The sequence below is a fragment of the Nonomuraea sp. NPDC003754 genome, assembly GCF_053605785.1.
Window position 1 is genome coordinate 1 of the sequence record NZ_JBSGJX010000071.1, and the last position, 21,108, is coordinate 21,108.

The 21,108-nt window shown below is 67.3% G+C and carries 22 protein-coding genes; 6 read left to right on the plus strand and 16 right to left on the minus strand.

The genetic code is table 11. The features are described from left to right. Nucleotides 1–765: 765 nt before the first annotated feature. The 14 genes from ACWEVS_RS43815 to ACWEVS_RS43880 all read right to left on the minus strand — a co-directional run bounded on the left by ACWEVS_RS43815 (nucleotide 766) and on the right by ACWEVS_RS43880 (nucleotide 13,946). Nucleotides 766–1,578 carry a class I SAM-dependent methyltransferase gene (locus tag ACWEVS_RS43815; protein ID WP_452556894.1) on the minus strand — a complete coding sequence of 271 codons (813 nt, stop codon included), beginning with the start codon at nucleotides 1,576–1,578 and terminating at the stop codon, nucleotides 766–768. 9 nt (nucleotides 1,579–1,587) lie between these two features. Then, complete coding sequence (locus ACWEVS_RS43820) at nucleotides 1,588–2,043, minus strand: GbsR/MarR family transcriptional regulator (protein ID WP_452556896.1); 456 nt, start codon at nucleotides 2,041–2,043, stop codon at nucleotides 1,588–1,590. Nucleotides 2,044–2,076: 33 nt separating this feature from the next. Further along, a complete protein-coding gene (locus ACWEVS_RS43825) occupies nucleotides 2,077–2,490 on the minus strand; it encodes a hypothetical protein (protein WP_452556898.1) in 414 nt (137 codons plus the stop codon). Between the two features lie 42 nt (nucleotides 2,491–2,532). Beyond that, nucleotides 2,533–3,006: an alpha/beta hydrolase gene (locus tag ACWEVS_RS43830; protein WP_452556900.1), complete on the minus strand. Its 474-nt coding sequence runs from the start codon at nucleotides 3,004–3,006 to the stop codon at nucleotides 2,533–2,535. A 367-nt stretch (nucleotides 3,007–3,373) separates the two neighbouring features. Then, nucleotides 3,374–3,649, minus strand: a complete 276-nt coding sequence (locus ACWEVS_RS43835; protein ID WP_452419723.1) for a hypothetical protein — start codon at nucleotides 3,647–3,649, stop codon at nucleotides 3,374–3,376. Nucleotides 3,650–3,716: 67 nt separating this feature from the next. Beyond that, a complete protein-coding gene (locus ACWEVS_RS43840; RefSeq protein WP_452419725.1) occupies nucleotides 3,717–3,968 on the minus strand; it encodes a hypothetical protein in 252 nt (83 codons plus the stop codon). Beyond that, complete coding sequence (locus ACWEVS_RS43845) at nucleotides 3,868–4,218, minus strand: DUF4158 domain-containing protein (RefSeq protein WP_452556902.1); 351 nt, start codon at nucleotides 4,216–4,218, stop codon at nucleotides 3,868–3,870. Before ACWEVS_RS43845 ends, ACWEVS_RS43840 begins: the two co-directional genes overlap by 101 nt. 500 nt (nucleotides 4,219–4,718) lie before the next feature. Further along, on the minus strand, nucleotides 4,719–5,930 hold the full coding sequence (locus tag ACWEVS_RS43850) for a Gfo/Idh/MocA family protein (protein WP_452556904.1): 1,212 nt from the start codon (nucleotides 5,928–5,930) through the stop codon (nucleotides 4,719–4,721). Next, entirely contained in the window at nucleotides 5,927–7,204 is a 1,278-nt protein-coding gene (locus tag ACWEVS_RS43855; RefSeq protein ID WP_452556906.1) for an RICIN domain-containing protein, read from the minus strand. The genes ACWEVS_RS43850 and ACWEVS_RS43855 overlap by 4 nt, the downstream gene beginning before the upstream one ends. 10 nt (nucleotides 7,205–7,214) lie before the next feature. Beyond that, nucleotides 7,215–8,375: a GNAT family N-acetyltransferase gene (locus ACWEVS_RS43860; RefSeq protein WP_452556908.1), complete on the minus strand. Its 1,161-nt coding sequence runs from the start codon at nucleotides 8,373–8,375 to the stop codon at nucleotides 7,215–7,217. Beyond that, on the minus strand, nucleotides 8,372–9,931 hold the full coding sequence (locus ACWEVS_RS43865) for a hypothetical protein (RefSeq protein WP_452556910.1): 1,560 nt from the start codon (nucleotides 9,929–9,931) through the stop codon (nucleotides 8,372–8,374). The genes ACWEVS_RS43860 and ACWEVS_RS43865 overlap by 4 nt, the downstream gene beginning before the upstream one ends. A gap of 24 nt (nucleotides 9,932–9,955) precedes the next feature. Then, nucleotides 9,956–10,759 carry a carbohydrate ABC transporter permease gene (locus tag ACWEVS_RS43870; protein ID WP_452556912.1) on the minus strand — a complete coding sequence of 268 codons (804 nt, stop codon included), beginning with the start codon at nucleotides 10,757–10,759 and terminating at the stop codon, nucleotides 9,956–9,958. A 59-nt stretch (nucleotides 10,760–10,818) separates the two neighbouring features. Next, the gene (locus tag ACWEVS_RS43875) at nucleotides 10,819–11,724 is read right to left on the minus strand and encodes an ABC transporter permease (protein WP_452556914.1); all 906 of its coding nucleotides are present in this window, start codon (nucleotides 11,722–11,724) and stop codon (nucleotides 10,819–10,821) included. Further along, on the minus strand, nucleotides 11,721–13,946 hold the full coding sequence (locus ACWEVS_RS43880; RefSeq protein WP_452556916.1) for an ROK family protein: 2,226 nt from the start codon (nucleotides 13,944–13,946) through the stop codon (nucleotides 11,721–11,723). The genes ACWEVS_RS43875 and ACWEVS_RS43880 overlap by 4 nt, the downstream gene beginning before the upstream one ends. Nucleotides 13,947–14,516: 570 nt before the next feature. On the opposite strand from ACWEVS_RS43880, the gene ACWEVS_RS43885 reads away from it, so the two are divergent. The 4 genes from ACWEVS_RS43885 to ACWEVS_RS43900 all read left to right on the plus strand — a co-directional run bounded on the left by ACWEVS_RS43885 (nucleotide 14,517) and on the right by ACWEVS_RS43900 (nucleotide 17,355). Beyond that, on the plus strand, nucleotides 14,517–14,777 hold the full coding sequence (locus ACWEVS_RS43885; RefSeq protein ID WP_452556918.1) for a tyrosine-type recombinase/integrase: 261 nt from the start codon (nucleotides 14,517–14,519) through the stop codon (nucleotides 14,775–14,777). Further along, on the plus strand, nucleotides 14,774–15,559 hold the full coding sequence (locus ACWEVS_RS43890) for a site-specific integrase (protein ID WP_452556920.1): 786 nt from the start codon (nucleotides 14,774–14,776) through the stop codon (nucleotides 15,557–15,559). Before ACWEVS_RS43885 ends, ACWEVS_RS43890 begins: the two co-directional genes overlap by 4 nt. A gap of 552 nt (nucleotides 15,560–16,111) precedes the next feature. Beyond that, entirely contained in the window at nucleotides 16,112–16,927 is an 816-nt protein-coding gene (locus tag ACWEVS_RS43895; protein ID WP_306871805.1) for a pyrroline-5-carboxylate reductase family protein, read from the plus strand. Between the two features lie 239 nt (nucleotides 16,928–17,166). Next, nucleotides 17,167–17,355, plus strand: coding sequence for a hypothetical protein (locus tag ACWEVS_RS43900; RefSeq protein ID WP_449931596.1), 189 nt, complete (start codon nucleotides 17,167–17,169; stop codon nucleotides 17,353–17,355). Between the two features lie 610 nt (nucleotides 17,356–17,965). Here the strand turns inward: ACWEVS_RS43900 and ACWEVS_RS43905 are convergent. Together ACWEVS_RS43905 and ACWEVS_RS43910 are read right to left on the minus strand one after the other, a co-directional pair. Continuing rightward, complete coding sequence (locus tag ACWEVS_RS43905; RefSeq protein ID WP_449931595.1) at nucleotides 17,966–18,322, minus strand: hypothetical protein; 357 nt, start codon at nucleotides 18,320–18,322, stop codon at nucleotides 17,966–17,968. Nucleotides 18,323–18,332: 10 nt separating this feature from the next. Next, the gene (locus ACWEVS_RS43910) at nucleotides 18,333–18,893 is read right to left on the minus strand and encodes a TetR/AcrR family transcriptional regulator (RefSeq protein ID WP_449931594.1); all 561 of its coding nucleotides are present in this window, start codon (nucleotides 18,891–18,893) and stop codon (nucleotides 18,333–18,335) included. A 427-nt stretch (nucleotides 18,894–19,320) separates the two neighbouring features. Between ACWEVS_RS43910 and ACWEVS_RS43915 the strand changes: the two genes are divergently transcribed. Further along, a complete protein-coding gene (locus ACWEVS_RS43915) occupies nucleotides 19,321–20,529 on the plus strand; it encodes an SLC13 family permease (RefSeq protein ID WP_452419711.1) in 1,209 nt (402 codons plus the stop codon). Between the two features lie 5 nt (nucleotides 20,530–20,534). Beyond that, a complete protein-coding gene (locus ACWEVS_RS43920) occupies nucleotides 20,535–21,017 on the plus strand; it encodes a universal stress protein (protein ID WP_449931590.1) in 483 nt (160 codons plus the stop codon). The last annotated feature ends 91 nt before the right edge of the window (nucleotides 21,018–21,108 follow it).

Consider the following 21,108-nt stretch of genomic DNA (forward strand, 5'->3'; position numbering starts at 1 on the left):
CCCTGGCGGTGCCCTGGCCGACCTCCTGGAGGGCGTCCTCCCAGTTGTCGTCCAGGTTGTCGCACCAGAACTTCAGCGTGCGGGCGTAGTGCTCGGTCGAGGCCGCGGCCGAGCCGCTTGTGCTCGTGCACCACGTGTGTGACCGCAACGTTCGCCGAGCGGAGCTCGCGGGCCAGGGCGACGGCCTTGTCGAGCTCGGGCCGGGTAGTGGCGCGGGTGGAGATCTTCTCGGAGAAGACACGGGTGACGCCGGCGGCCTTGAGGTGTGAGTGACTATGGCGCGCGGTAAAGATGATCTCTTCATGGGAGGCAGACCAGTACGGGAGAAAGGGGCAGGACCCCTTGATCACCTTGCCGAAGACCTGGGAGCACCATTCATAGGCCGGCAGACAAAAGTCCGGCTGTACGCCCAGCGCCCACAGGCGACGCGGCCGGGGTGCTGCCGGGGAGCGTGGTATGTCTGGCGTTGACCGGACCGGACGCCTGCCCCTCGACGGGTACGCGCCCCCAGGTCCAGCCCCGGCGCCGGAGCAGGACGCGCGTGTCCGCGCGGCGGAGTTCGAAGTCCTTGCCGGACCTGGCCCTCGGAGTGTGGGGGAACGGAAACGTACGCTAAGGCTCGTTCGCCCGGCTCGCTGATAGTGGGCGATCTTCGTTGAGCGGGCGCACTCGTGTTGGTTTCCGTGCCACCGCCCAGCCGCCGTCGGCGGCACGTTCACGAGCCGAAGGACGATGTCTGTCGCGACTGCCGCGGGCGGGGGTCGGTCAGAATCGGTAGCGGAGAATGCGGGCCCCTTGCCGCGACAAGGCCGTACTGCGGGCGGTGAGACGGGTCAGCGCGCGAAGCGGTTGCGGGAACCGGGCTACCTCCGGTGCGCGGGTGAGGATCTGCTCCTCGATCAGTTCGAGGCCGGCGTCCCAGGACTCCGGTTCGTGCGGGTCGTCGAAGCCCTGGGCGGCGCTGATGCCGAGCGCCTTGATGGTCGGGTGATACTTCATGGCCCAGGCGGCGAAGCGGGTGTAGCCGTTGAGCGCGAGCTCGCCCGAAGGGAAATGGCCGGCCAGCGCGCGGGTCATCGCCTGGAAGGAGTCGCCGGGCATGAAGGGGAGCAGCCCCTCGGCGACGATCATCGCCGGCCGGTCACCGGGGATGGCGGTGAGCCAGTCGGAGCTGGTGAGGTCGGCTCCGACCAGGTGGGAACGGCCGGGCAGACATTCGGCCCGCAGGTGCACCACTTCTGGGAAGTCGATGTCGTACCAGTCGACGCTCGGCGGGGGATCACAGCGGAACATCCGGGTGTCCAGGCCGCAGCCCAGGTCGAGCACCACGCATCCGGGGTGAGCGGCGATGTAGGCGCGGATGACGCCGTCGAGCTTCTTGGCGCGCAGTGCCGTGGTGAGGACGAGGTTGGGCTTGACCTTCAGCTTGCCGAAGTCGTAATCGATGTTGCCGGCCATGTCTGCGGAGAACGTGTCGTCGAGAATCGGGCTGGGCTGCCCGGCGTCCAGGGCTCTGGCGTGGAGAGTGAGTAGCAGCGTTTCCTGGATCAGCCCGAGCTGGGGTTGCCAGCGGTGCATGGAGATTCCTTAACGGCGTAGCGGATGACGGGCCGCGAGGTTCTGCAGCCACGTCAGGGAGTCGTGGGCGGCCTTGATGCGCTCGGTGCGGTGCCCCTCGCCGCCCGCGATGTTGAGCCCTTCGTCGGCGATCTCGCCGAACGCGCTCAGGCTTTCGAGCTTGCGCTGGATGACCTTCTGCCAGGCGTCGTCCTCGATGCGGTAGTAGGAGACGCGATCGCCGGGCCTTCTCACCTTCTTGACCAGGCCGATGGTGGTGAGGAAGCGCATGTTCGAGGTGAGCGAGGCCCGGCTGGCGGAGATCGCCTCCGCGATCTGCCCGGCGGACTGCTCGGCCGGATCGCAGATCATGAGCCAGCCGAGGATGCGTCCGGTGATGGGCGGCAGCCCCCACTCCTCGACGCAGAAGGCGGCCACCCGCTCCACCCACTGAAGCAGTCGGTCCCGCTGTTCCTCGGTGCTCATCGTCCGGTCCTCCGTTGTCGATCGTGTGCCGGTTCACTGTGTCATGGCGGCCACCGACTCGTAGGTGGGTGTGGGGGTGATGTCCGCGAGCCGGGTCTCGCGCAGGTAGAGGTCGAACCAGTCGATCGCGAGCGCCATGGCCTCCTCCAGGCCCGGGCCGGTGTAGAGGCCGAGTACGTCGTAGGGCAGCACCGCCAGCCGCTTGGGCTCTCCCGCCCGGTCGAAGGCGCTCTGCGCCTCCTCGAGCATGTGGTACGGGTCCCAGCCGCCGTTGGCGATCATCAACAGCGGCGTCGGTGCGAGCCGGTGGATGAGGTTCTCCGGTGCGAAGGTGAGCAGGTGCTCGGCTGAGTCGAGGGTCTTCTCGTTGCGATAGGTGGGAAACAGGCGGGTCGACATGTCGGGGGCGTCCTTCACACTGGCGTGGTCCAGCGCCAGGTGCGGCACGCGAGCGCTCTGCTCGCCCTCGTAGCGCCGTTGCCAGTCCTGCTACAGTTGGTCGCGCAGCGCGTGGACACCGGCACGGCCCAGGAGGCGTTCCAGGTAGCGCCATCCGTTCCACACGCTGGGGCTCTGCGCCACGACGCACTTGATGCGCCGATCGAGCACGGCGGCCTGGGCCGCCACCGAGCCGCCGATGCTGACGCCCCACACTCCGATCCGCTCCGGCTGCACTTCGGGACGGGTCTGCAGGTAGGACACGGCGCTGCGGAAGTCCTCCACCTGCCGCTCCGGGTGGTCCAGGCCGCGCGGCTCGCCTTCGCTGGAACCGACCGTGCGGTAGTCGATGGCCAGCACCGCGAAGCCGGCCTTCACGAAGTACGGCGCGAAGAACGCCAGCGCCTCTTTGACCATCACCCCGCTGTGCCCGAGCACCAGCCCGGGGACCGGTTCGCTCGTTTCGGGCAGGTAGAGATCACCCGCGCAGCGGGTGCCGAGGCTGTTGAAGGTCACGTGTTCCATGGCTTGCTCCGTACTTGTTGGCTAGTTATTTCAAACATGACTGAAATAGCTAGCAATGTCAATCTGGAAGGCTGTGCCGGCCAGGCACAGCTCAGCGCCTGCCGGTGGCGGGTCAGCTCAAGAGCGTTACCTGTCACATTGATCGATCGGTGGGAAGGAGAGGCACCGTGTCCCTCGTCGCGTTCCCCGGCGCGCCCGACTCGGCCGGCCTGGCAGGTCCGGCCGCGGGCGGGAGCGTCGCGGCCGCCATCGACCGCTTCCTCGGCGCTTTGCCGACCAAGACCACCCGCGACACCTACGCCAAGACCCTCACCCGTCTGGCCGCCATGAGCGGGTACCGGCCGGTCGCCGACCTCGCGCCGGAGGACTACGCCGCGGTCATGGACCGCTGGACCGGCACGGCGGCCGCGACCTGGAACCGGCACCTGTCGGCGCTCGCGGCCAGTACCCGTTCGCCCTCGGGATTGGCGTCGAACTTGATCACACCGGTGAGCAGCTTCACAAAGCCCGACACCGTCGGATAGTGGCTGGCCATCTCCGCTCGCCAGCCGCCGTCGTCGTCGGCGGCTGGCGGCGGCACCATGTCCGTGACCACCTCCACCGCCTCGCGCAGCTGCCCGCGCGGCACGACCGCCTCGATCATCTCCCGCACCTCGAACAGCGCGCCGTCGCCACGAGCGTGGCCAGCCGGCGTGCGTCCGGATGACGTTTCAGCTGCGCGAGCGGACCGTCAGCCCGTATTTGGCCAGTTCCAGCACCCGCCGCAGCGGCATCGACGCATCCAGTTCCAACCGGCACAGTCCGGCGCCGAGGATCTCCTCCACCAGTTGCAAGGCCTTGACCATCGCGGGCCCGGACGCCTTAGACGGACCCTGGCGCCAGCGCTCCAGCTCGGTCATCTTCTTGCCCGGCGGCACTTCCAGCAGCTTCTCCAGCACCTCGACCTGCTCCGACGTCGGCATCGCAGCCAGAGTCGCGAAATAGCCGCTCGGTTTGCTCCTCCCGGATCCGGGCCACCATCCGGGTCAGCGTCGTGATGCCCGGCAGCAGCACGTCGTTCTCGCGCAGCCAGCGCACCGCGTACTGGAACATCTCGGTCGGCCCGTCCCCGGAATTCCACGCGTGCGCGGCCAGGGTCGTCTCCAGCTCTGCCTCGGCCTGGCTGAAGGCCTTCAGCCCCGCGGTCCGGCACGTCGGCAGGGGGGCAATCACGGTCAGAGTGACAGAATGCGGTACGGCGCGGCATCAGACGGCATTGATCAAGCCAACCGCCTACTCTTCCATGCCATGTTTGACCTGGGGTTTTACATGCGCCGAGCATGTATCGATGACATCGGTGGGGGTGTGCCCATGTCAATTGCATGGTCTTGACCATCCGATTTGCGCAGTAAGTGCGTCTTTGGGCTCCGTCTCAAGCCATTCACCGATAGCCGCACCCTGCAGCGTGAGCAGGTTCGCCGCGAGCTGCGAATAGACGCATTCTTTAGAGGTGAGGTGGCGCTCGCCGGACTGCGTGCCCGGGGGCTGTGGACTGACACGAACTTGTCCAGATAGGCGGCCACTGCGCTTCCGGACCCCGTCGTGCTGATCGGCGGCCAATGGAGCCCCCGTGACCTCACGCGATCGAGCGGAGACGAATCATGCGCTGGAAGGCGCTCGTGAACGCCTTCCAGACCGCCCCTCCTGCCTCTGACCCGCTTCAACTACCAAGATCAGCCGTTAGGTTGCCGCTCCCAGCTTGTGTCGGGCTCGAAGTAGTCGATGTCCATGTGGGAGGGGGGCGGCACATCTAGGGCACCACCGCCGCCACGGAGCGACAGGGTGGCTGTATGCCCTGTCGCCACGGCCTCACGGGCAGCGATGGGCGAGGTCGTAGCAGGTCCTCCGGCGGAGATGAAGCGGAGAAACTCGGTGATGATCGCAGTGTCGGCGCCGCCGTGACCTCCTGATTCCTGGCGGATGGGGATCGTGAGATCCCCTTCACCGTTGTAGTCGGTGCGCCGGTTCCAGAGTCGGATGACCGATCCGTCGCCGCCGTCACCGAGGTTCTCGATCCGGCCTTCGGTGCCGATGACGGTGTAGCTGCGCCAGTAGTCGGGCGTGTAATGGCACTGCTGGTACGTTGCGAAGACCCCGTTTCCGAGCTCCATGTTGATCATCGAGAGGTCCTCGACATCGATGAGGGGATTGAGTTCGCGCTGCATCCGCGGAGGCCAGGCGTCCGGCGCGTACCAGTCCCACATGGAACGGTCGGAGTTGTCTCGTCGGTCGGTAATCTGACCGTAGAGAGTGAGGCCTCCCATACCGCTGACTCTGCGCGTGTAGCCGCCTGCGAGCCAGTGGATGACGTCGATGTCGTGCGCCCCCTTCTGCAGCAGGAGGCCGGTGGTGTTGGCCCGCTCGGCGTGCCAGTCCTTGAAGTAGAAGTCGCCGCCGTGACCCACGAAATGCCGACACCAGACGGCTTTGACCTCGCCGATCTCGCCGCGCTGGATGAGCTCACGCATCTGCAGCACCAACGGCATGTGCCGCATGTTGTGCCCGACGTACAGCTTGGTTCCTGTACGGCGCGCGGTGGCGAGCACGCGGTCACAATCGCTGACCGTGATCGCCATCGGTTTTTCCAGGTAGACCGGGATTCCCGCCTCCAGGAGTGTCTCCGCGTGCTCGGCGTGGAGCCGATCTGGGGATAGGACGAGCACCCCGTCGAGGTCGAGCCGCACGAGGCTCTCGACATCGGGCACGGTGATCACTTCCTCGCCGAACGCCTCCAGGGCGCGGCGACGCGCGCGCTCCGAGGGATCGCAGACGGCGGCGATGAGGGCTCCGGCCCCCGGACGGTGAGCTTCGCGGGCAAGACTGCCACGCAGGCCGAATCCGAGGGCTCCGAGTCGTAGATCGGAAATGGTTTTGATCCTTTTCACGGAGATGCAGGCGTCATGCGCACGGGGGTGGAGCCGAGGACGAGGGTGCCCCCAGGGCCTGTGGACATGTACTTGCCGGTCTGGATGTTTTTGAACGCCTGATCCGTATAGGACCACCTCTGGTCGGCGGAGTCGGTGCACTGGGTGACGATCACTGCTGCGCCGGCCGTACCGAAGCACTCATTGGTCTTGTCTATCTTGAGGGTCTGCTGGACCAGGGTGAACGCGGTGGTGTCACAGGTGCCCAAAGCCGCGTGGTCCCCGTCGGACAGGTCGTTGTCGTTGAGGGCGCCCGGCACGGTCAGACATTGGCCGGAGGAGACGGTCAGGCGTTGGTGGGCGAACGTGGCGGGAACCAAGTGGCCGGGTGCGCCCGGCGTGGCGGGGATCCACGGAAGCATCGCGGTTGTGGTGGCGCGGTTCTGGTTGTGGTTGAGGACGTAGTAGAAGCCCTGAGTGACGCACTGGCTCGGGTCGGACGACGGGCAGATGTCCATGTCGTGCATCGCGAAGGTGCGGAACGTGGCCAGCTTGTCGTCGATGGCCTGCTGGGAGAGATTGGCGGCGGCGTACCGGTTGGGGTAGTCGCGGTAGTAGCGGACCTGCGGATGGGTTGCGGCGGCTGCCACGGCGTCGCCCGCCAGCCGGGCGATGATCACGTGGTCGTGGTGGAAGTCGAGGTACTCATCGCCGTCGTGGACGTCGGCGCTGGGGTCGAGGGTGTTGACCACCGACGGGCGGAACGCGTCGAGGTCGGCGATGAGGGTGTCGGTGAGATCAGCGCGGGTGTAGGTGTTGCGCCGGTAGAAGTCGGGGATCGTGGCGCCGTCGTTGTAGAGGGCGCGGGTGCTGCCGTAGGTGATGTCGTCGTAGGCGGAGCCGTTGTCGGGGAGCCGGACTTCGAGGATGGACAGCCGGTCGCCGAGTCGCCATTCGAGCAGGTTGTGGCCGTTGACGGTGATCTCTTGAGAGGTCCAGGCGCTTTCGGGCAGTCCGGCCATGCGGGCGTAGGCGGCGCGCACGCCGCGCTCCCTGGCGAGCACGTATCCTTCCCTGTCGGTGTCGTGGTAGTCGCTGGCCACCAGGAAGACGGTGCGCACGCAGGCTCCGCCGCGGATCGCGTCGGAGATCGACGGGTTCAGGAAAAGCAGGTCGTCGTCGTGGTGGGCGACGAGGTTGAGCTCTCTGCTCGTGCAGGTTGACTGAGCCGACGCGGTCGACGGTACGGCGAGCAGTCCGGCGGCGAGCATGAGGGTGCCTAAGATCCGGCGCATCGGGGGCTCCTTAGAAGTGTTCGTGACAGAAGGGCGCGGGGCCCACGGCGAGGGTGTCGAGCATGCGGAGAACCTGGTGGTCGTGAACGGTGATGAGGCCGAGGTCCGCGGCGCGCGATGCCTGAAGATCGCCCAGCAGCACCGCAGCCCAGACGGGTGCGGCGCATTCGATGTCGGGCTCAGCCGAGCACGCCCGGGCTCCCACGCGGCCATCGGAGAAGTCGAGCTGGAGGGTCGTGATGTTCCCCTCGGGCTCGCCGATCGCGACGACCGTGCTACCTTCCGCGGTCGTGTTCAGGCGCAGGGCCCGGAGGACCCTGACATGGTCGATGATCCTGACCTGCAGGCGGTTGTACGGCCTGACCTCGGCGGTGGGGTGGTTGCGGAACAGCGTGTGATGCACGATCTGCGATTCCCCGAGTAGGCGGTGCATCGGCTGATCGGCCTGGGTGGTGAGCCTGACGGTGTTGTACTCGTCGCGCAGGCTGGCCAGCAGGTGGAGGATGCGTCGTAGCGCGGAGGCGTCGTCGTATCCGATCTCGGTCACGCGCAGGATGGGCTGTTCCCCGCGAAACCGGGCCCAGCCGCGGATCGGACCGTCGCCGACCCGGTCGACCACCAAGAAGCCGTTGCCTGGAACGGGCGGCAGGCGCTCGATGTCTGCCTGGCCCCGCTCGGTGCGGCGGCGCATGGCCTCGGTCAGCGGGTCCAGATCATCTGACTGGTAGAACCGCAGGTCGGTGTGATCTCCTCTGGGCAGGATGGTCGTGGGGATGGTCCAGTCCGCTCGGCGTTCGGCGAAGCCGTACCCGAAGTGTTCGTAGAACGAGCCGCGGAACGGGGTGAGCGCGGACAGCGCGAACTCCCGGTCGCGGGCGGCCGACAGCAGTTCGCGCATGAGGGCGGATGCCACTCCCCGGCCGGCCCGCCAGGTCTTGATTGTGCCGACGTCGGCGACGCCCTGACAGGGCAGCGGCGCACCGCGCACCCACATGGTGAAGCTGAGACTGGTAGCTGTGCCGACCGGGACGTTGTCCTCCTCGGCGAGCAGCCAGGATGTTCCCCTGGGGTCTTCCTCGATTTCGACGGGTGTGCCGTCGGCGGAGAAGCTGCGGGTCCTGGCCTCGGCGACGCGGTCGAGTTCGTCACGGCCGGCCCAGTGGAGTTTCACGAGGGGCCGCCCTTGGCGATCGACTGCTGGTACTCCTCGCGGATTTTGTCGCCGCCCTGTCGTTTCCAGTCCGAGCGCAGAGTCTGCAGATAAGTGAGGGGTTTGCGGCCGAGGATCATGTCGGTGACGAGATCCCCGATGATCGGAAGCTTGGTGCGGCCGCTGACGGCTGTGTCGGAATAGTGGCCGGCGACGGGGTTGGCGATGGCGATCTTCAGGAGTTTCTGCTGGATGTCGTAGGTGTAGGCGGCGCCCTTGGCGTAGATGAACTCCGGCCCCTGCGACAGGTAGCCGATCGGGTTGTTCAGTGTTGTCTCCTTGGCGCCCTTCTCGGTGAGCTGGGGCAGGCCGTCCTTGTCGAAGGTGAAGTGCTCGCCCTCGCTTCCGTAGTGCAGGAAGAGCCACTCGCTGCTGCCGAACGGGGCGGCCAGGAAGTCCAGCACACGCAGCAGTTGTTTCACGCGCTCGGGTGAGGCGCTCTTGTTGATGGCGGTGAAGCCGAGGGAGCCGTACCCCAGGTGGTAGACGGCCTTGTCACCGAATGGAACGATCCCGGCGATCTCCAGGTCCTTGTACTTACGGGGTGCGAGGATGAATCCGGGCATGTCGTCGACCAGCGTGGAGATGGTTCCCTGCGGGAAGAGCACCTCGTAGGGGTCGGCGTTCTGGTCAGGGTGGAAGCAGCCGGCCTCGACGACCTTGCGGACGAGTTCGAGCGCCTGGGCGTACTCGTCGGTCTCCAAGTAATAGGTGAGGCTGCCGTCCTTGTTGAGCCGCCAGGTGTTGGGCATGCCGAGTAATTCGCCGAAACGGACCACGTCGTTGGACCCAACGGGCGCCATCGCCCAACGGTGCTGCGCGGGACGGGTCAGTTCCTTCAACTTGCCGACGAACTCGTCGATGGTGGCGCACTGCGGGCCGCCGACCTCGTCCCAATGAGCCTTGTTGCATTCGTAGATCTGACCGAAGATTCCGTGAGAGACGGGCGGGCCCCAGATTCGGCCGTTGATGATCGCGGTACGCCAGGCGAAGTCACCCAGATTGGCCAGGTTGGGATACGCCTTCACCGCGTCCCCCGACAAGTAGGGCGTCAGATCGGCGAACTTGGCTTCGAGTAGCTCGGCCACCTTGGTCAACCCCTGGTTGGGCGGGAACCAGACCAGTTCGGGGATGTCGCCGCCGGCGATCATTGTGTTGAACTTGGTGGGGTAGTCGCTGGTGATGTCGAACTTGAACGGGGCACCGAGCCGGGTGTTGAGCTGCTGCCAGAAGGCGTTATTGCTCATCGGCGGTGGAACTGCCGAGTCGGTCCACCCGAGCGCGGTGATCGGCTGGCCGCCGGCGGGGATCCCCTTGACGGAGTCAACCAGGCGCTTGGGGAACTTGAGGTAGGCAGGGTCCAATCCCTGAGCGTTTCCCGGCAGGTCGGGGGTTGGCCCCTGGAAGGGAATATAGGTGGGCAGTTTGACCTTGGCCGAGGCCGCGGCTCCGCTGCCCGAGCGGGTCGGGGTGGAGCAGGCGGCCAGTAGCGGGGCAGCCGCGAGCAGACCCAGCATGGATCGACGGTTCACGGGGACTCCTCAGCCCTTGACGGCGCCGGTCAAGACGCCCTTGGTGAAGTGCTTCTGCAGGAACGGGTAGGCGGCCAGCACCGGGACGAGGGCGATGACCACGATCGCCATCTGCAGCGCCTGGCTCGGCGGCATGTGCGCGCTGCTCACCAGTTGGCCCGGTAGCTTCTTGCTGTTGAGGACATAGGTGTTGAGCACCAGTTGCAGGGGCCATTTCGAGGCGTCGTTGAGATAGAGAAGGGCGTCGAAGAAGGAGTTCCAGAAACCGACCGCCTGGAACAGCCCGACGACGGCGATCACTGCCTTCGACAGCGGTAGCACGACAACGCGCAGGGTCTTCAGGTCACCGGCGCCGTCGATGCGAGCCGCGTCCAACAGTTCGCGCGGGATTTTCATGAAGAACGCCCGCAGGATGACCAGATTGAAGGCGCCCAGGAGGTTCGGCAGGATCAACGACCAGTAGGAGTCGAGCAGGCCCAACTGCTTGACCAACAGGTAGCTCGGGATGATGCCCGGGCTGATCAAGAACGTCAGCAGCCCCACCATGAGGATCGCCTTCGAGCCCACCACGCTGGGTCTGCTCAGGCCATAGGCCATGGCCACGGTGGTGGCCAGGCTGAGCAACGTGCCGACGATCGTGATGCCGATACTGACGAGTACGGCCCGGCCGACGACGCCGCCGGAGAGAATCTCCGCGTATGCCGCCAGGGTGGGATGCCGCGGGATCAGGACGTAGCCGCCGTTGGCGACGATCTCCTCTCGGCTGGCCAGGCTGGTTCCGAGCACCAGCAGGAACGGGAAGACGGCGATCACGAAGATCGCGGTCAGCGTGACCGCCTTGGCGCCTTGAGCGGCGCGGTTGGGTCGCTCCATCATCGTTGGTAAACCCCCTGCTCACCGAGCCTGTGCGCGACCTTGTTGGCGACGAAGATGAGCAGGGCTCCCACCAGGCCATTGATGAGCCCGACCACGGCGCCGGTCCCCCAGTCCCCGTTGATCACGCCATGGAAGTAGACCCAGGTGTTGAGTACCTCGGCGGCGTCTGGGCCGACGTTGTTGCGCTGCAGCAGGATCTGCTCGAATCCGACCGACAACAGATCACCCAGTCGCAGGATGAGCAGGAGCACCGTCACCGACCGGATGCCCGGCAGCGTGATGTGCCACATCCGGCGCCACGGCCCCGCGCCGTCGGCGGCGGCCGCCTCGTACAACCCCACGTCGATGCTGGACAGCGCGGCAAGGTAGATGATCGTGCCCCAGCCGACGTCCTTCCAGATCACCTGGGCGGTCACCAGCAGCTTGAACAGGTCCGGGTCCGTCATCACGTTGAAGGCGCTGACGCCGTGCTCGGCCAGGAAGCCGCTGATGAATCCGCTGCCGCCCAGCGTCTGCTGGAACAGCGCGACGATCACGACCCAGGACACGAAGTGCGGCAGGTAGACGACGCTCTGCATGAGCCTCTTGATCCGATTGCTGGCCAGACTGTTGAGCAGCAGTGCTAACAGGATCGGCGCGGGAAAGTACAGCAGCAGCTGGAGCAGGTTGATTTCGATCGTGTTCCTGACCGCGCTCCAGAAGCTGGGGTCGGTCAGCACGTAGGTGAAGTTCTCCAGGCCGATGAACGGGCTTTCGGAGAAGCCGAGGAACGGCTGATAGTCCTGGAAGGCGACCACGTAGCCGAGCATCGGGACGTAGTTGAATATCAGCAGGCTGAGCAGGCCGGGCAAGATCAGCAGCAGCATCGTCCGATCGCGGCGGATGCGAGCGAGAAGGGTCATGGCGCGACCCGTTGGTGGTTCTCGAAATAGGCCACGATCTCTGGGGAGAGCGGTGGCACGGTGCGGGGTAGGGCGCCGGATCGAAGCGATTGTGTTGCCTCGATGCCCGTGCAGACGGCCTGCCGGGCACCCAACGGCGTCGTGTCGGTCGCTACGTCGCCGGTGATGAAATCCAGGAATTCCCAGACGGTCAGCTGGTCGGCGTCGTCATGGCCTCGCGCGTCGCCGGAGATCCGGTAGACCAGATCCCCGTCGGCGCTGTAGGCGTGTCGCCGGTTCCACACGCGGACCACGCCGCCGTCGCCGTCGCCGAAGTTCTCCAGTCTGCCCTCGGTGCCGATCACGGTGTAGTTGCGCCAGTAGTCGGGGGTGAAGTGGCACTGCTCGTAGGAGCAGAGCACGCCGTTGTCGAGGCGCATCGAGATCATGGAGATGTCCTCCACATCGATCACGGGGTTCAGTCCGCGTTGGGCGCGCGGGGGCCAGGTGGCCAGGTCGTCGTTGAGGTCCTGTGGGTGGCGCTCGGTGCGGCGGGCGTCCAGCTCGCCGTACATCCGCAGGTCGCCCATGCCGACGACCTCGGTGGTGTATCCGCCGGCCAGCCAGTGCATGATGTCGATGTCGTGGGCGCCCTTGTGCACGAGCAGTCCGTTGACGTTGTCCCGCTCCGCGTGCCAGTCCTTGAAGTAGAAGTCGCCGCCGTGGCCCACGAAGTGCCGACACCAGATGGCCTTCACTTCACCGATCTCGCCGCGTTCGATGATCTGCCGCATCAGCCTGACGAAGGCCATATGCCGGACATTGTGTCCGACGTAAATCTTGGTTCCTGTCTCGTAGGCGGTGCTGAGGATGGCGTCAGCGTCCTCGGTGGTGGTGGCGAGGGGCTTTTCCAGGTAGACGGGGACGCCCGCACGCAGGAAGGTCTGGCTGACCTGCGCATGCGTGGCATCGGGTGAGGTCACGAAGACCGCGTCCAGCCCTTGGTCGAGCAGATCGCGGTGGTCAGCGAACACGCCGACCTTGGGGCCGAACAGGGTGCGTGCCCGCTCGTCGGTCTCACGCCGGGGGTCCGCCACGGCGACCACCTTGCCGATCCTGTCGTCGTGCGCCCAGGTCGCGATTCCCGCCCTGGCGCCGATCCCGACGACGCCGAAGCGCAGTCGGGTGGCCGGACGGTTACGCACCGGTGAGGGAGCTTCCGGCTGAGATCGCCTCACGGGAGTAGGAGCCTCGGCGAAGATGATCGCAGGCACGGGTGAGTCGGGCGATCCGACCGTGGCCTGCATGGCGATCGGATAGGCATTGATCAATCCGCCCAGCGCGACGGCGTCCTCACCGAGCGAGCTGGTGACGATCTTGGGTGGGGTACGGTCACCCGTGTCCTCCACAGGCAGGTCCGCCAGGGGATTGGCGAGAACCACCAGCTCCGGATCGACGGCGCGGATCAGCGATGCCACGCCCTCCACGGGCTGGCTGCCGGACAGATCGCCCGCCCTGCTGAAACGCCCCCGGTGCAGGCGCCCCTGGAGCAGGATCGCAGCGCTGATATCGGCCGAGCCGGTTACCAGCACCACATCGTCATGCAGCCGGGCGACCCCGATCTGGTGCTCGGCCACCAGTGCGCAGTTGACCGCGCTGTCGACCACCACCGGGCAGCCCGTGGCGGCACCAAGCCGGGCCACGAGATCCACCCCGACCCACTCCGGCAGTGCTGCCGAGGTCACCAGGCGCCCATCGCTCGACACCGACCCAGGGAAGCCGATTCCGGCCGCATGGAGATCACCACGGCGCAAGCCCAGATCGCCCGCGCAGTCGTCCATGGCCGCACGCAGCACCGAGATCAGCTCGGCGCCACGCTCCGTAAGAGGGAAGCTTCTACGAACACCCACGACACCAGCAAGGTCGGCGATCACGATCCGGATGCAGTTCTGGGCGACCTCCACGCCCGCCACATGCCCCGCGGCCCCCCGGAAGCGGTATCGCCTGGCGGGTCTGCCCGCGGACTTGCCCTCCAGGACCGTGGGCTCGTCCTGCTCCACCACCCCCGCACTCAGCAGGCTTTGCATGACCGCCTCCACTGTCGGCCTGGACAGCCCGCAGATGCGCGCCAGCTCGCTGACCGTGAGTGGGCCGTCATCGCGGACTCGCACCAGGCAGGCGGCCTCATTGAACCGTCGGAGCGTCGAAACATTGCGCTCGTGTACGCCGATCGTGCGCGCCATAGACACCTCCGCTGATTTCGCAAATGGGTTCCATTAATGCGCTGGGGAAGAGGAGATCACTGCGCATCTGCGCATGTCAAGATGCGATTTCCGCCCACCATTAACGAAAGTAGGGTTGCATAAATCGCCTTGCAGGATATGGCGAGCCGTGCCCTGCAGCTCCCCTCACGTTGGCAGGCTGAGCGAGCCCGCCGGACACCCCGTCGCTGGAGGAGTTCGAACGAGGCGTGATCTCCCGCTCTGGGTTTTGCTCGTGTCAGTTGTGGGTGAGTGCCTGTCGGCGTTGTCTTGCTCTGGCGGTCGATCAAGAAGGGGCAAGGCAATGAGACGTCATCGGGATCGGTGTGTGGTCTACAAGCGGTGCGGGTGTGCCGATGCGGTCACCGGTAGGCAAGCCGGCGGGCGCTGTGTGCGGCTGGCCGAGGAGGGGCACGGCAGCTGGCACTTCGCGGTGCAGGTGAGCGGCTTGGCCGAGCGGCGGGAGCGGCTGCGGCGCGTTAGCTTCGCCAGCGCCGAACAGGCTCGCCAGGCGGGTCGTGAGATGATCACGCCGATCGGAACGATGTGGCGGTGGGGGAATGCACGCTGGCGCGGTGGCTGCGCCACTGGCTGGAGATGCAGCAACGCCTACGGCCCAGCAGCCGCCAGTCCTATGCCGATCATGTGCGGCTGTATCTGATCCCGCATCTGGGCCGGATCGAGCTGGCCGAGCTGGCCGGCCGCGACGTCGCACGGATGTTCACCGTCTTGGCCGGACGCCGCGATCGGTACGGGGAGCCGATCGCGTCCTCCACCCTGCACCGGATCGGGCGACATCGCGCGCGGCGTTGAACGCCGCGCTCCGTGAGGGCCTGCTGGCCTCCAACCCGGCGCGGATGGTCCGGCTGCCCGCACCGCGTCATCCGTATCCACAGGTGTGGACCGAGCGCCGGGTCGCAGCGTGGCGGCGGAGTGGCGAACGGCCCGCGGTAGCGGTGTGGACCGCCGAGCAACTGGCCGAGTTCCTCGCCTTCGCCCGCGGCGACCCGCTGTATCCGCTGTGGCAGCTGATCGCGTTGCGCGGTCTGCGCCGCGGCGAGGCAGCCGGTCTGCACTGGGTGGACCTGGACCTCGACCGGCGAGAGCTCACCGTGAGCCGGCAACTGGTGCACGCCGACGATGGGCTGATCGCCTGCCCACCGAAAACCGCAGCCAGCCGACGGATCATCGGGCTGGACCCCGAGACGGTCCGGCTACTGCGCCGCCACGAGCACGCCCAACGACAGCTGCTGGGCGACGCCTGGAACGAATCCGGGCCGATCTTCGGCCGGACGGATGGATCCCCGGTCCGGCCGGACTACCTCACCATCCGGTTCCACCGACTGGTGCAAGCCAGCAACCTGCCACCGATCCGGCTGCACGACCTACGGCACGGTACGGCAACTCTCGCCCTGGCCTCAGGCTCGGATCTGCGGGTGGTGCAGGGCACGCTGGGGCACGGCAGCATCGTGGTGACCTCAGACATCTACACCTCGGTGCTGCCGGAGGGGCACCAGCTCGTAGCGCACCGGCCTGGCCAGGTTGCGCTCGGGTGCGTGCGCGATGTCGGCGCGCGGGTGGTCGCAGTCACATGAGCACGCCCGACGGCATCGGCGGCCGGCGAGCCACACCATCGCAAGGTGGGAGGGACGCCGGCCGGTCGCGCTCGCCGTGGGGTAACGGTACGGCTGACGGAGGCCGGCGACGCCTTGGCCGCCGCGCACGGAGATGATCGTCTCGTACTCGTATATCGGCGTGCCCATGTGACAGCGCTGGTGCCGGCCGGGATCGCGGGAGTTGAGGCAGGGGCCGGTCCACTGGCAGGCGCAGGCCAGGTAGAAGCCGGGCACCTCGGCGTGCGTCTTGCGCATGGTCTGGGTCCCGGCGTGTTCACGGACCCAGGCGGCCTCGTCGGGTGTCATGACGCTGCCCGGGTGCATGGCCCGCAGTAGTCCTCGCCGTCGCTGCCGCTCCACCCCACCGCTCGGCCGCGATCTCGGCGACGGCCTCGACGGTGGGGGCGGGGACGGAGTAGACGGACCCGCAACAGTTGCGACGCGTAGGTCAGCCGGATTCCCGTGGAACCATCGTGGCATCGATGTCCAAGGCGGCAAGCGGGTCCACGGCGGCAGCGAGATTCTGGGACGATGGTGCTCGTGACGGCACGAACTGTGGGCATCGTGGGCTTGGGCCGAATGGGGCTGACTCTGGCCGCTGGCTTCAGCAGAGCAGTCGAACCGGCACGATTGTTCGTCGCAGGTCGGTCGGTATCCAGCATCGAGCGCGTACGCGCTGCTGTACCTACCGCCACGGTGCTGCCGCCAGCCGACTTGGCTGACCGGGCTACCCTGGTTGTTCTGTGTGTGCGCAACGTGGACCTTCCTGACGTGCTCGCCGTTGTGCGTCCTCGACTTTCGGCGGAGCACATCGTGGTCACGATTAACAACGCACTGCCCCTGCCGAGGCTGGCGGACTCGGTTCCCTGTCCCGTTGCCAAGCTGATTCCCAGCGTCGGTAACGAGATCGGTGCGGGCGCGACGCTGCTCATGCCCGGCCCTGGCCTGAGCGAGGACGCCGTTGCCGAGTTGACGGAGTTGCTACAGGGGTTCTCCCGGCCGTTCGTGATCGGCGAGCGACAGGGCCGGGCAGCCACCGACCTGGCATCGTGCGGTCCGGCACTTCTGGCCAGTGTGGCCCAATCGATGATCGCAGCGCAGATCGAGCGCGGCGCGCCGCTACCCCCGGGTCTGGCCGAACAACTCCTCGCGCAGAGCATCGACGCCGTCAGTCGGCTGCTGGATCACGGGACGCCCTTGGCCGAGATCGTGGACCGCGTCGCGGTTCCCGGCGGCAACACCGCCGCTGCCGTCGAGGCGAGCCGCGACGGTCTCGCCGCGGCGTGGCGGGCAGCGTTCTGGGCGACTGCCGACAACGAGCGATCCAAGCCCCTGCCCGCACTGTGATTCATCGTGCGGACAACGACCTTGGCCAGGGTGCCGGTCACGCCGCACAGCGTGCGTTCGGGGAGCTGCCGACTGAGGCCGACACCACCTCCCGGTGGTGATGACGACCTGGACCTGGACCTGGCCGGCGTGGCGCCGTGTCGACGGCCGCTACACCGATATGTGGACAGTGTTGGTGTCGAACTGGCCAAACAGGACGCTCAACTGTTACCGAGCAGCGCACTTCGGTGAAGGTGCACGTGAGTTTGGACGGCACCCGCACCGCGTGCGGTTCTGAGATCCCCGAGCACGCCACGGTGACGATCAAGACGGCCGAGTGGCGCCTGCACACCAACTGCTACAACAGCGGGGCGCGGCTGCCTTCGCTCGGCGGTCGTCGTCATCGCGCACGATGGCCTGCGACGATGCCCGCCGTTCGGGCCGTATGACGCGACACTTACCCGAGGGCCCAACAGTCGCACAACGTGATCGTCGGCGAAGTGTCCGGACACATCCTCCGCCGAGGCTTCGGATCAGGCCGGGACGGAGGGCTCACGGGCCCTGGTTCCCGATGCTCAGGCGTATGTCCAGATTGAGGCGTACCCCGCCGTACGGGCGCACGTGCTGCCAGAACAGCGGGGTCGGGCCGCGCCGGCCAGACCCTGCGGCGAGCGACTGGGACCCGAAGAAGGCTCTGGAAGAGGCACATCCGGTGCCGCTGCCGACCGAACCCTCACGGGGGTCTGGGAGGCGTCACTCGCCGCCCGCCGGGAGATGTCGCCAGGCTGCGCCTGCGAGGAAACCTCCGCCCGCATCACCGCCGAGCACGACCCCGCCGCTCGTCGGCACTCCCGCTGACGACCTCGTGCTTCTATCCGCGACGGATTGCCGCTGACCAGGGCTAACGGCCATCCGATGTACTTCGTGGCAGCGTCGTTAACGAAAGGCCAACTCATGGCCTGCCGCACCGTGGCCGAGGAACTGGTCGACCTGGTCACCGCCCCCGCCGCCTCAGGAACACCGATCCCCGAGAGCGTGCTTGCGACCAGGCATGTGGGGTCAGGCCTGGTCGATGGCGCCTTCGATGAGCGCGACGGCGGCGCGAGGGTCGTCGACCTGTACGACGAGGCGGGCGTAGCGCTCATCCGCCAGTTCGATGACGATGGCCTTGGCGGGGTTCTGGACGTCCCAGAAGACCCGCTCGCCGTCCAGGTGGAAGGTACCGGCGGTGATCACGCCGGGCAGGTGCGTCCCCGGGGCGCGGATGCCCTTGGTCTCCTTGATCATGCCCGGATCGGCGGTGGCGCCGCGGACGTTGGACAGGGGAATGGTCAGACGGCTCTTCAGTGCCCAGAGCTTGTCCAGCCCCTCGATCACGACGACCAGCGTGTCGCCGTCGATGTGCACTCGTGCCATTTCATGCTCCTTATAGGGAAGGGTCAGGATTGTGCGGGAAAAGGTGTCGCGCCAGAGCGGCGCCCGCCTGTTCGGGCCCGGCACCGGATGACGCCGTCCTGGCGCGCAGCCGGAGTCCGAGCAGCGACGAGGTCAGGGCGCCCCTCAGCGCCGGCGTGGGGATTGCGCCGGTCGGGCCGACGGCAAGCGCCTCGTCGAGGGCGTCCAGGACCGCGGTGACCTCGGCGGCGACCTCCGGGTCGGCCGGCGCGCGTTCGAGCGCCGCCATCAGGACCAGGTCCAGGGCCGAACCGTCCCCTTGGACGGTCAGCGCCCGGCGCACCGCTTCGGCGAAGTCGTGGGCCTCGCTGATCGCGAGGATCAGCGGACGCACCTGGTTTTCCACATGCCACCGCAAGGCAGCCATGTACAGGCCCCGCTTGCTGCCGAAAATCTTGTACAGGCTGTTGCGATGTATGCCGAGGTGGGCGACCAGGTCGTCGATGGAGACGCCGTCGTATGCCCGGTGGGCGAACAGCGCCGCCGCCGCTCGCACCACCTCGGTCTCGTCAAAACCTCTCGGTCGGCCCATGTGGCGATCATAGCCAGTTTAGGAACAATCAGTCAAGAACGACCGTTCCTAAACTGGCGGACACCAGGCGGGCCTCAGGGAGACGTGGAAGTGGGGGCCTCGGGGATCAGGGTGCGGCGGACCGAAAATGTCGTTAAAGGAACCCGGCGCGGTTCATATGGCTGATCGACGGGGCAGCTGCACTCGTGAACACACCCATCGAGAGGGTAGACCAAGTTAGGGAGAAAGGGGCAGTCACGTCGCTGACCACGGCTTTCATGGGGACCCGGGCAAACGGCGCTAAGCCCCGCCCGCTTGGTACGGCACCAGGTCCCCGAGAGCCGGTGGTGTAGCGCTCATTGCTGTTGCGTCAGGATTCCATCCCGGAAGGGCTTAGCCCCTGAACGCCTCACTCGCGGAAGCACTCTCCGTCGCCCTGCTCCTGGCGGTGCTGGCCTGCGCGGTGATCCGGCCGTGGGGCTGGCCGGAGGCCATCGTGGCCGTCCCCGCCGCCGGAGTGGTCATCGCCACAGGCGCGATCTCCCTCGACCACGCGGCAGCCGAGGCCGCCCGGCTGGGGCCGGTGATCGGCTTTCTCGCGGCTGTGCTGGTCCTGGCCCAGCTGTGCGACGACGAGGGGCTGTTCCACGCCTGCGGTGCCTGGATGGCCCGCCGGGCGGCCGGGCGCCCCCGGCGCCTTCTCGTCCTTGTCTTCGTGACGGCCTCGCTGATCACCGCGGTGCTCAGTCTGGACGCCACGGTGGTGCTGCTGACCCCGGTGGTGTTCGCCACCGCCGCCAGGCTGGGCGCCCGAGCGAAGCCGCACGTCTACGCCTGCATCCATCTGTCGAACACCGCCTCGCTGCTGCTGCCGGTCTCCAACCTCACCAACCTGCTGGTCTTCGCCGCCAGCGGCCTGACCTTCACCCGCTTCGCCGCCCTGATGGCTCTACCCTGGCTGGTCGCGATCGGTGCCGAGTACGTGGTGATTCGCCGCTTCTTCGCCATCGACCTGGATGCGGGCGCCGAGGCCCCGCCCACCGACGAGCCCCGCGAACTACCGCTGTTCGCCCTGCTCACGGTGGCGGGCACCCTGGCGGGCTTCGTCCTGACCTCGGTGGTCGGCATCAACCCGGCCTGGGCGGCGGCCGCGGGCGCGGCTGTCCTGGCGGCCCGCGCCCTGGCCCAGCGCCGCACCACCCCCACGGCGATCGTCCGGGCCGCGGCCCTGCCGTTCTGCGCCTTCGTCCTGGCCCTGGGCATCGTGGTGCGCGCGGTGGTCGACAACGGCCTCGCGGACGCCCTGAGCCACGCGATACCCGCCGGCACCGAACTCCCGGCCCTCCTCGCCATCGCGGCACTGGCAGCCGTACTGGCGAACGTCATCAACAACCTGCCCGCCGTCCTGGTCCTGCTCCCCCTGACCGCCCCCACCGGCCCGGGCGCCGTCCTGGCCGTCCTCCTCGGCGTGAACATCGGCCCGAACCTCACCTACGCCGGTTCCCTGGCCACCCTGCTGTGGCGGCGCATCGTGCGCGGACACGACACTGACGTGGAGCTGGGCGAGTTCACCCGGCTCGGCCTGTTCGCCGTCCCCGCCGCCCTGCTGCTCTCGGTGGTGGCACTGTGGGTCTCGCTCCAAGCGATCGGAGGCTGAACACCGTGACTGTCATCGTCTGGATCGTGGAGGGCACCTGGCCCGCCTGCGTCGACGCCGCGCGCACCCACACAGCCGCAGACGCCGACATCGTGCTGCTGCACGTCACCGGCCACGAGGTGCCGGGCGCCGCGCACGGCGCCTACGCCGGACTGCTGGGCCGTGCACGCCCCGACCGTGACCCCGGCACCGCCGTGGAACGCCTGGCCGCCGCCTCCGCCGAACAGCTCCTGGCCGGCGCGGCCGAGCGGCTGGGACGCCCGTGTACCCGCCAAGAGCGCTCGGGCCGCGTCGAACGGGAAGTCGTGACCGCCGCAGAAGGCGCTGACCTGCTCATCCTCGCCCGCGACGGCGACCGTACCCACCTCGGTCCCCGCAGCCTCGGCCCCGCCAGCCGCTTCATCGTCGACCACGCCTCCTGCTCCGTCCTGCTGGTCTGGCCGGAGACCGCACCCAGCACGGCCCCTCACCCGCCGCACCACCGCTAGTGTCATGCGCCTGAAATTCGGCGGATAAGTTCTTATCATTAGCATATGGGAAATCCGGGCCCGTCGGCCGTAGAGATCAAGTTAACGAGCA

Coding starts and splice junctions, on each gene's coding strand:
- ACWEVS_RS43910 (WP_449931594.1), bottom strand. CDS start 18,893: ATGGGCCGACCGAGAGGTTTTGACGAGACCGAGGTGGTGCGAGCGGCG.
- ACWEVS_RS43905 (WP_449931595.1), bottom strand. CDS start 18,322: ATGGCACGAGTGCACATCGACGGCGACACGCTGGTCGTCGTGATCGAG.
- ACWEVS_RS43835 (WP_452419723.1), bottom strand. CDS start 3,649: ATGATCGAGGCGGTCGTGCCGCGCGGGCAGCTGCGCGAGGCGGTGGAG.
- ACWEVS_RS43880 (WP_452556916.1), bottom strand. CDS start 13,946: ATGGCGCGCACGATCGGCGTACACGAGCGCAATGTTTCGACGCTCCGA.
- ACWEVS_RS43865 (WP_452556910.1), bottom strand. CDS start 9,931: ATGCTGGGTCTGCTCGCGGCTGCCCCGCTACTGGCCGCCTGCTCCACC.
- ACWEVS_RS43830 (WP_452556900.1), bottom strand. CDS start 3,006: ATGGAACACGTGACCTTCAACAGCCTCGGCACCCGCTGCGCGGGTGAT.
- ACWEVS_RS43855 (WP_452556906.1), bottom strand. CDS start 7,204: ATGCGCCGGATCTTAGGCACCCTCATGCTCGCCGCCGGACTGCTCGCC.
- ACWEVS_RS43840 (WP_452419725.1), bottom strand. CDS start 3,968: ATGCCGACGTCGGAGCAGGTCGAGGTGCTGGAGAAGCTGCTGGAAGTG.
- ACWEVS_RS43875 (WP_452556914.1), bottom strand. CDS start 11,724: ATGACCCTTCTCGCTCGCATCCGCCGCGATCGGACGATGCTGCTGCTG.
- ACWEVS_RS43895 (WP_306871805.1), top strand. CDS start 16,112: ATGGTGCTCGTGACGGCACGAACTGTGGGCATCGTGGGCTTGGGCCGA.
- ACWEVS_RS43820 (WP_452556896.1), bottom strand. CDS start 2,043: ATGAGCACCGAGGAACAGCGGGACCGACTGCTTCAGTGGGTGGAGCGG.
- ACWEVS_RS43815 (WP_452556894.1), bottom strand. CDS start 1,578: ATGCACCGCTGGCAACCCCAGCTCGGGCTGATCCAGGAAACGCTGCTA.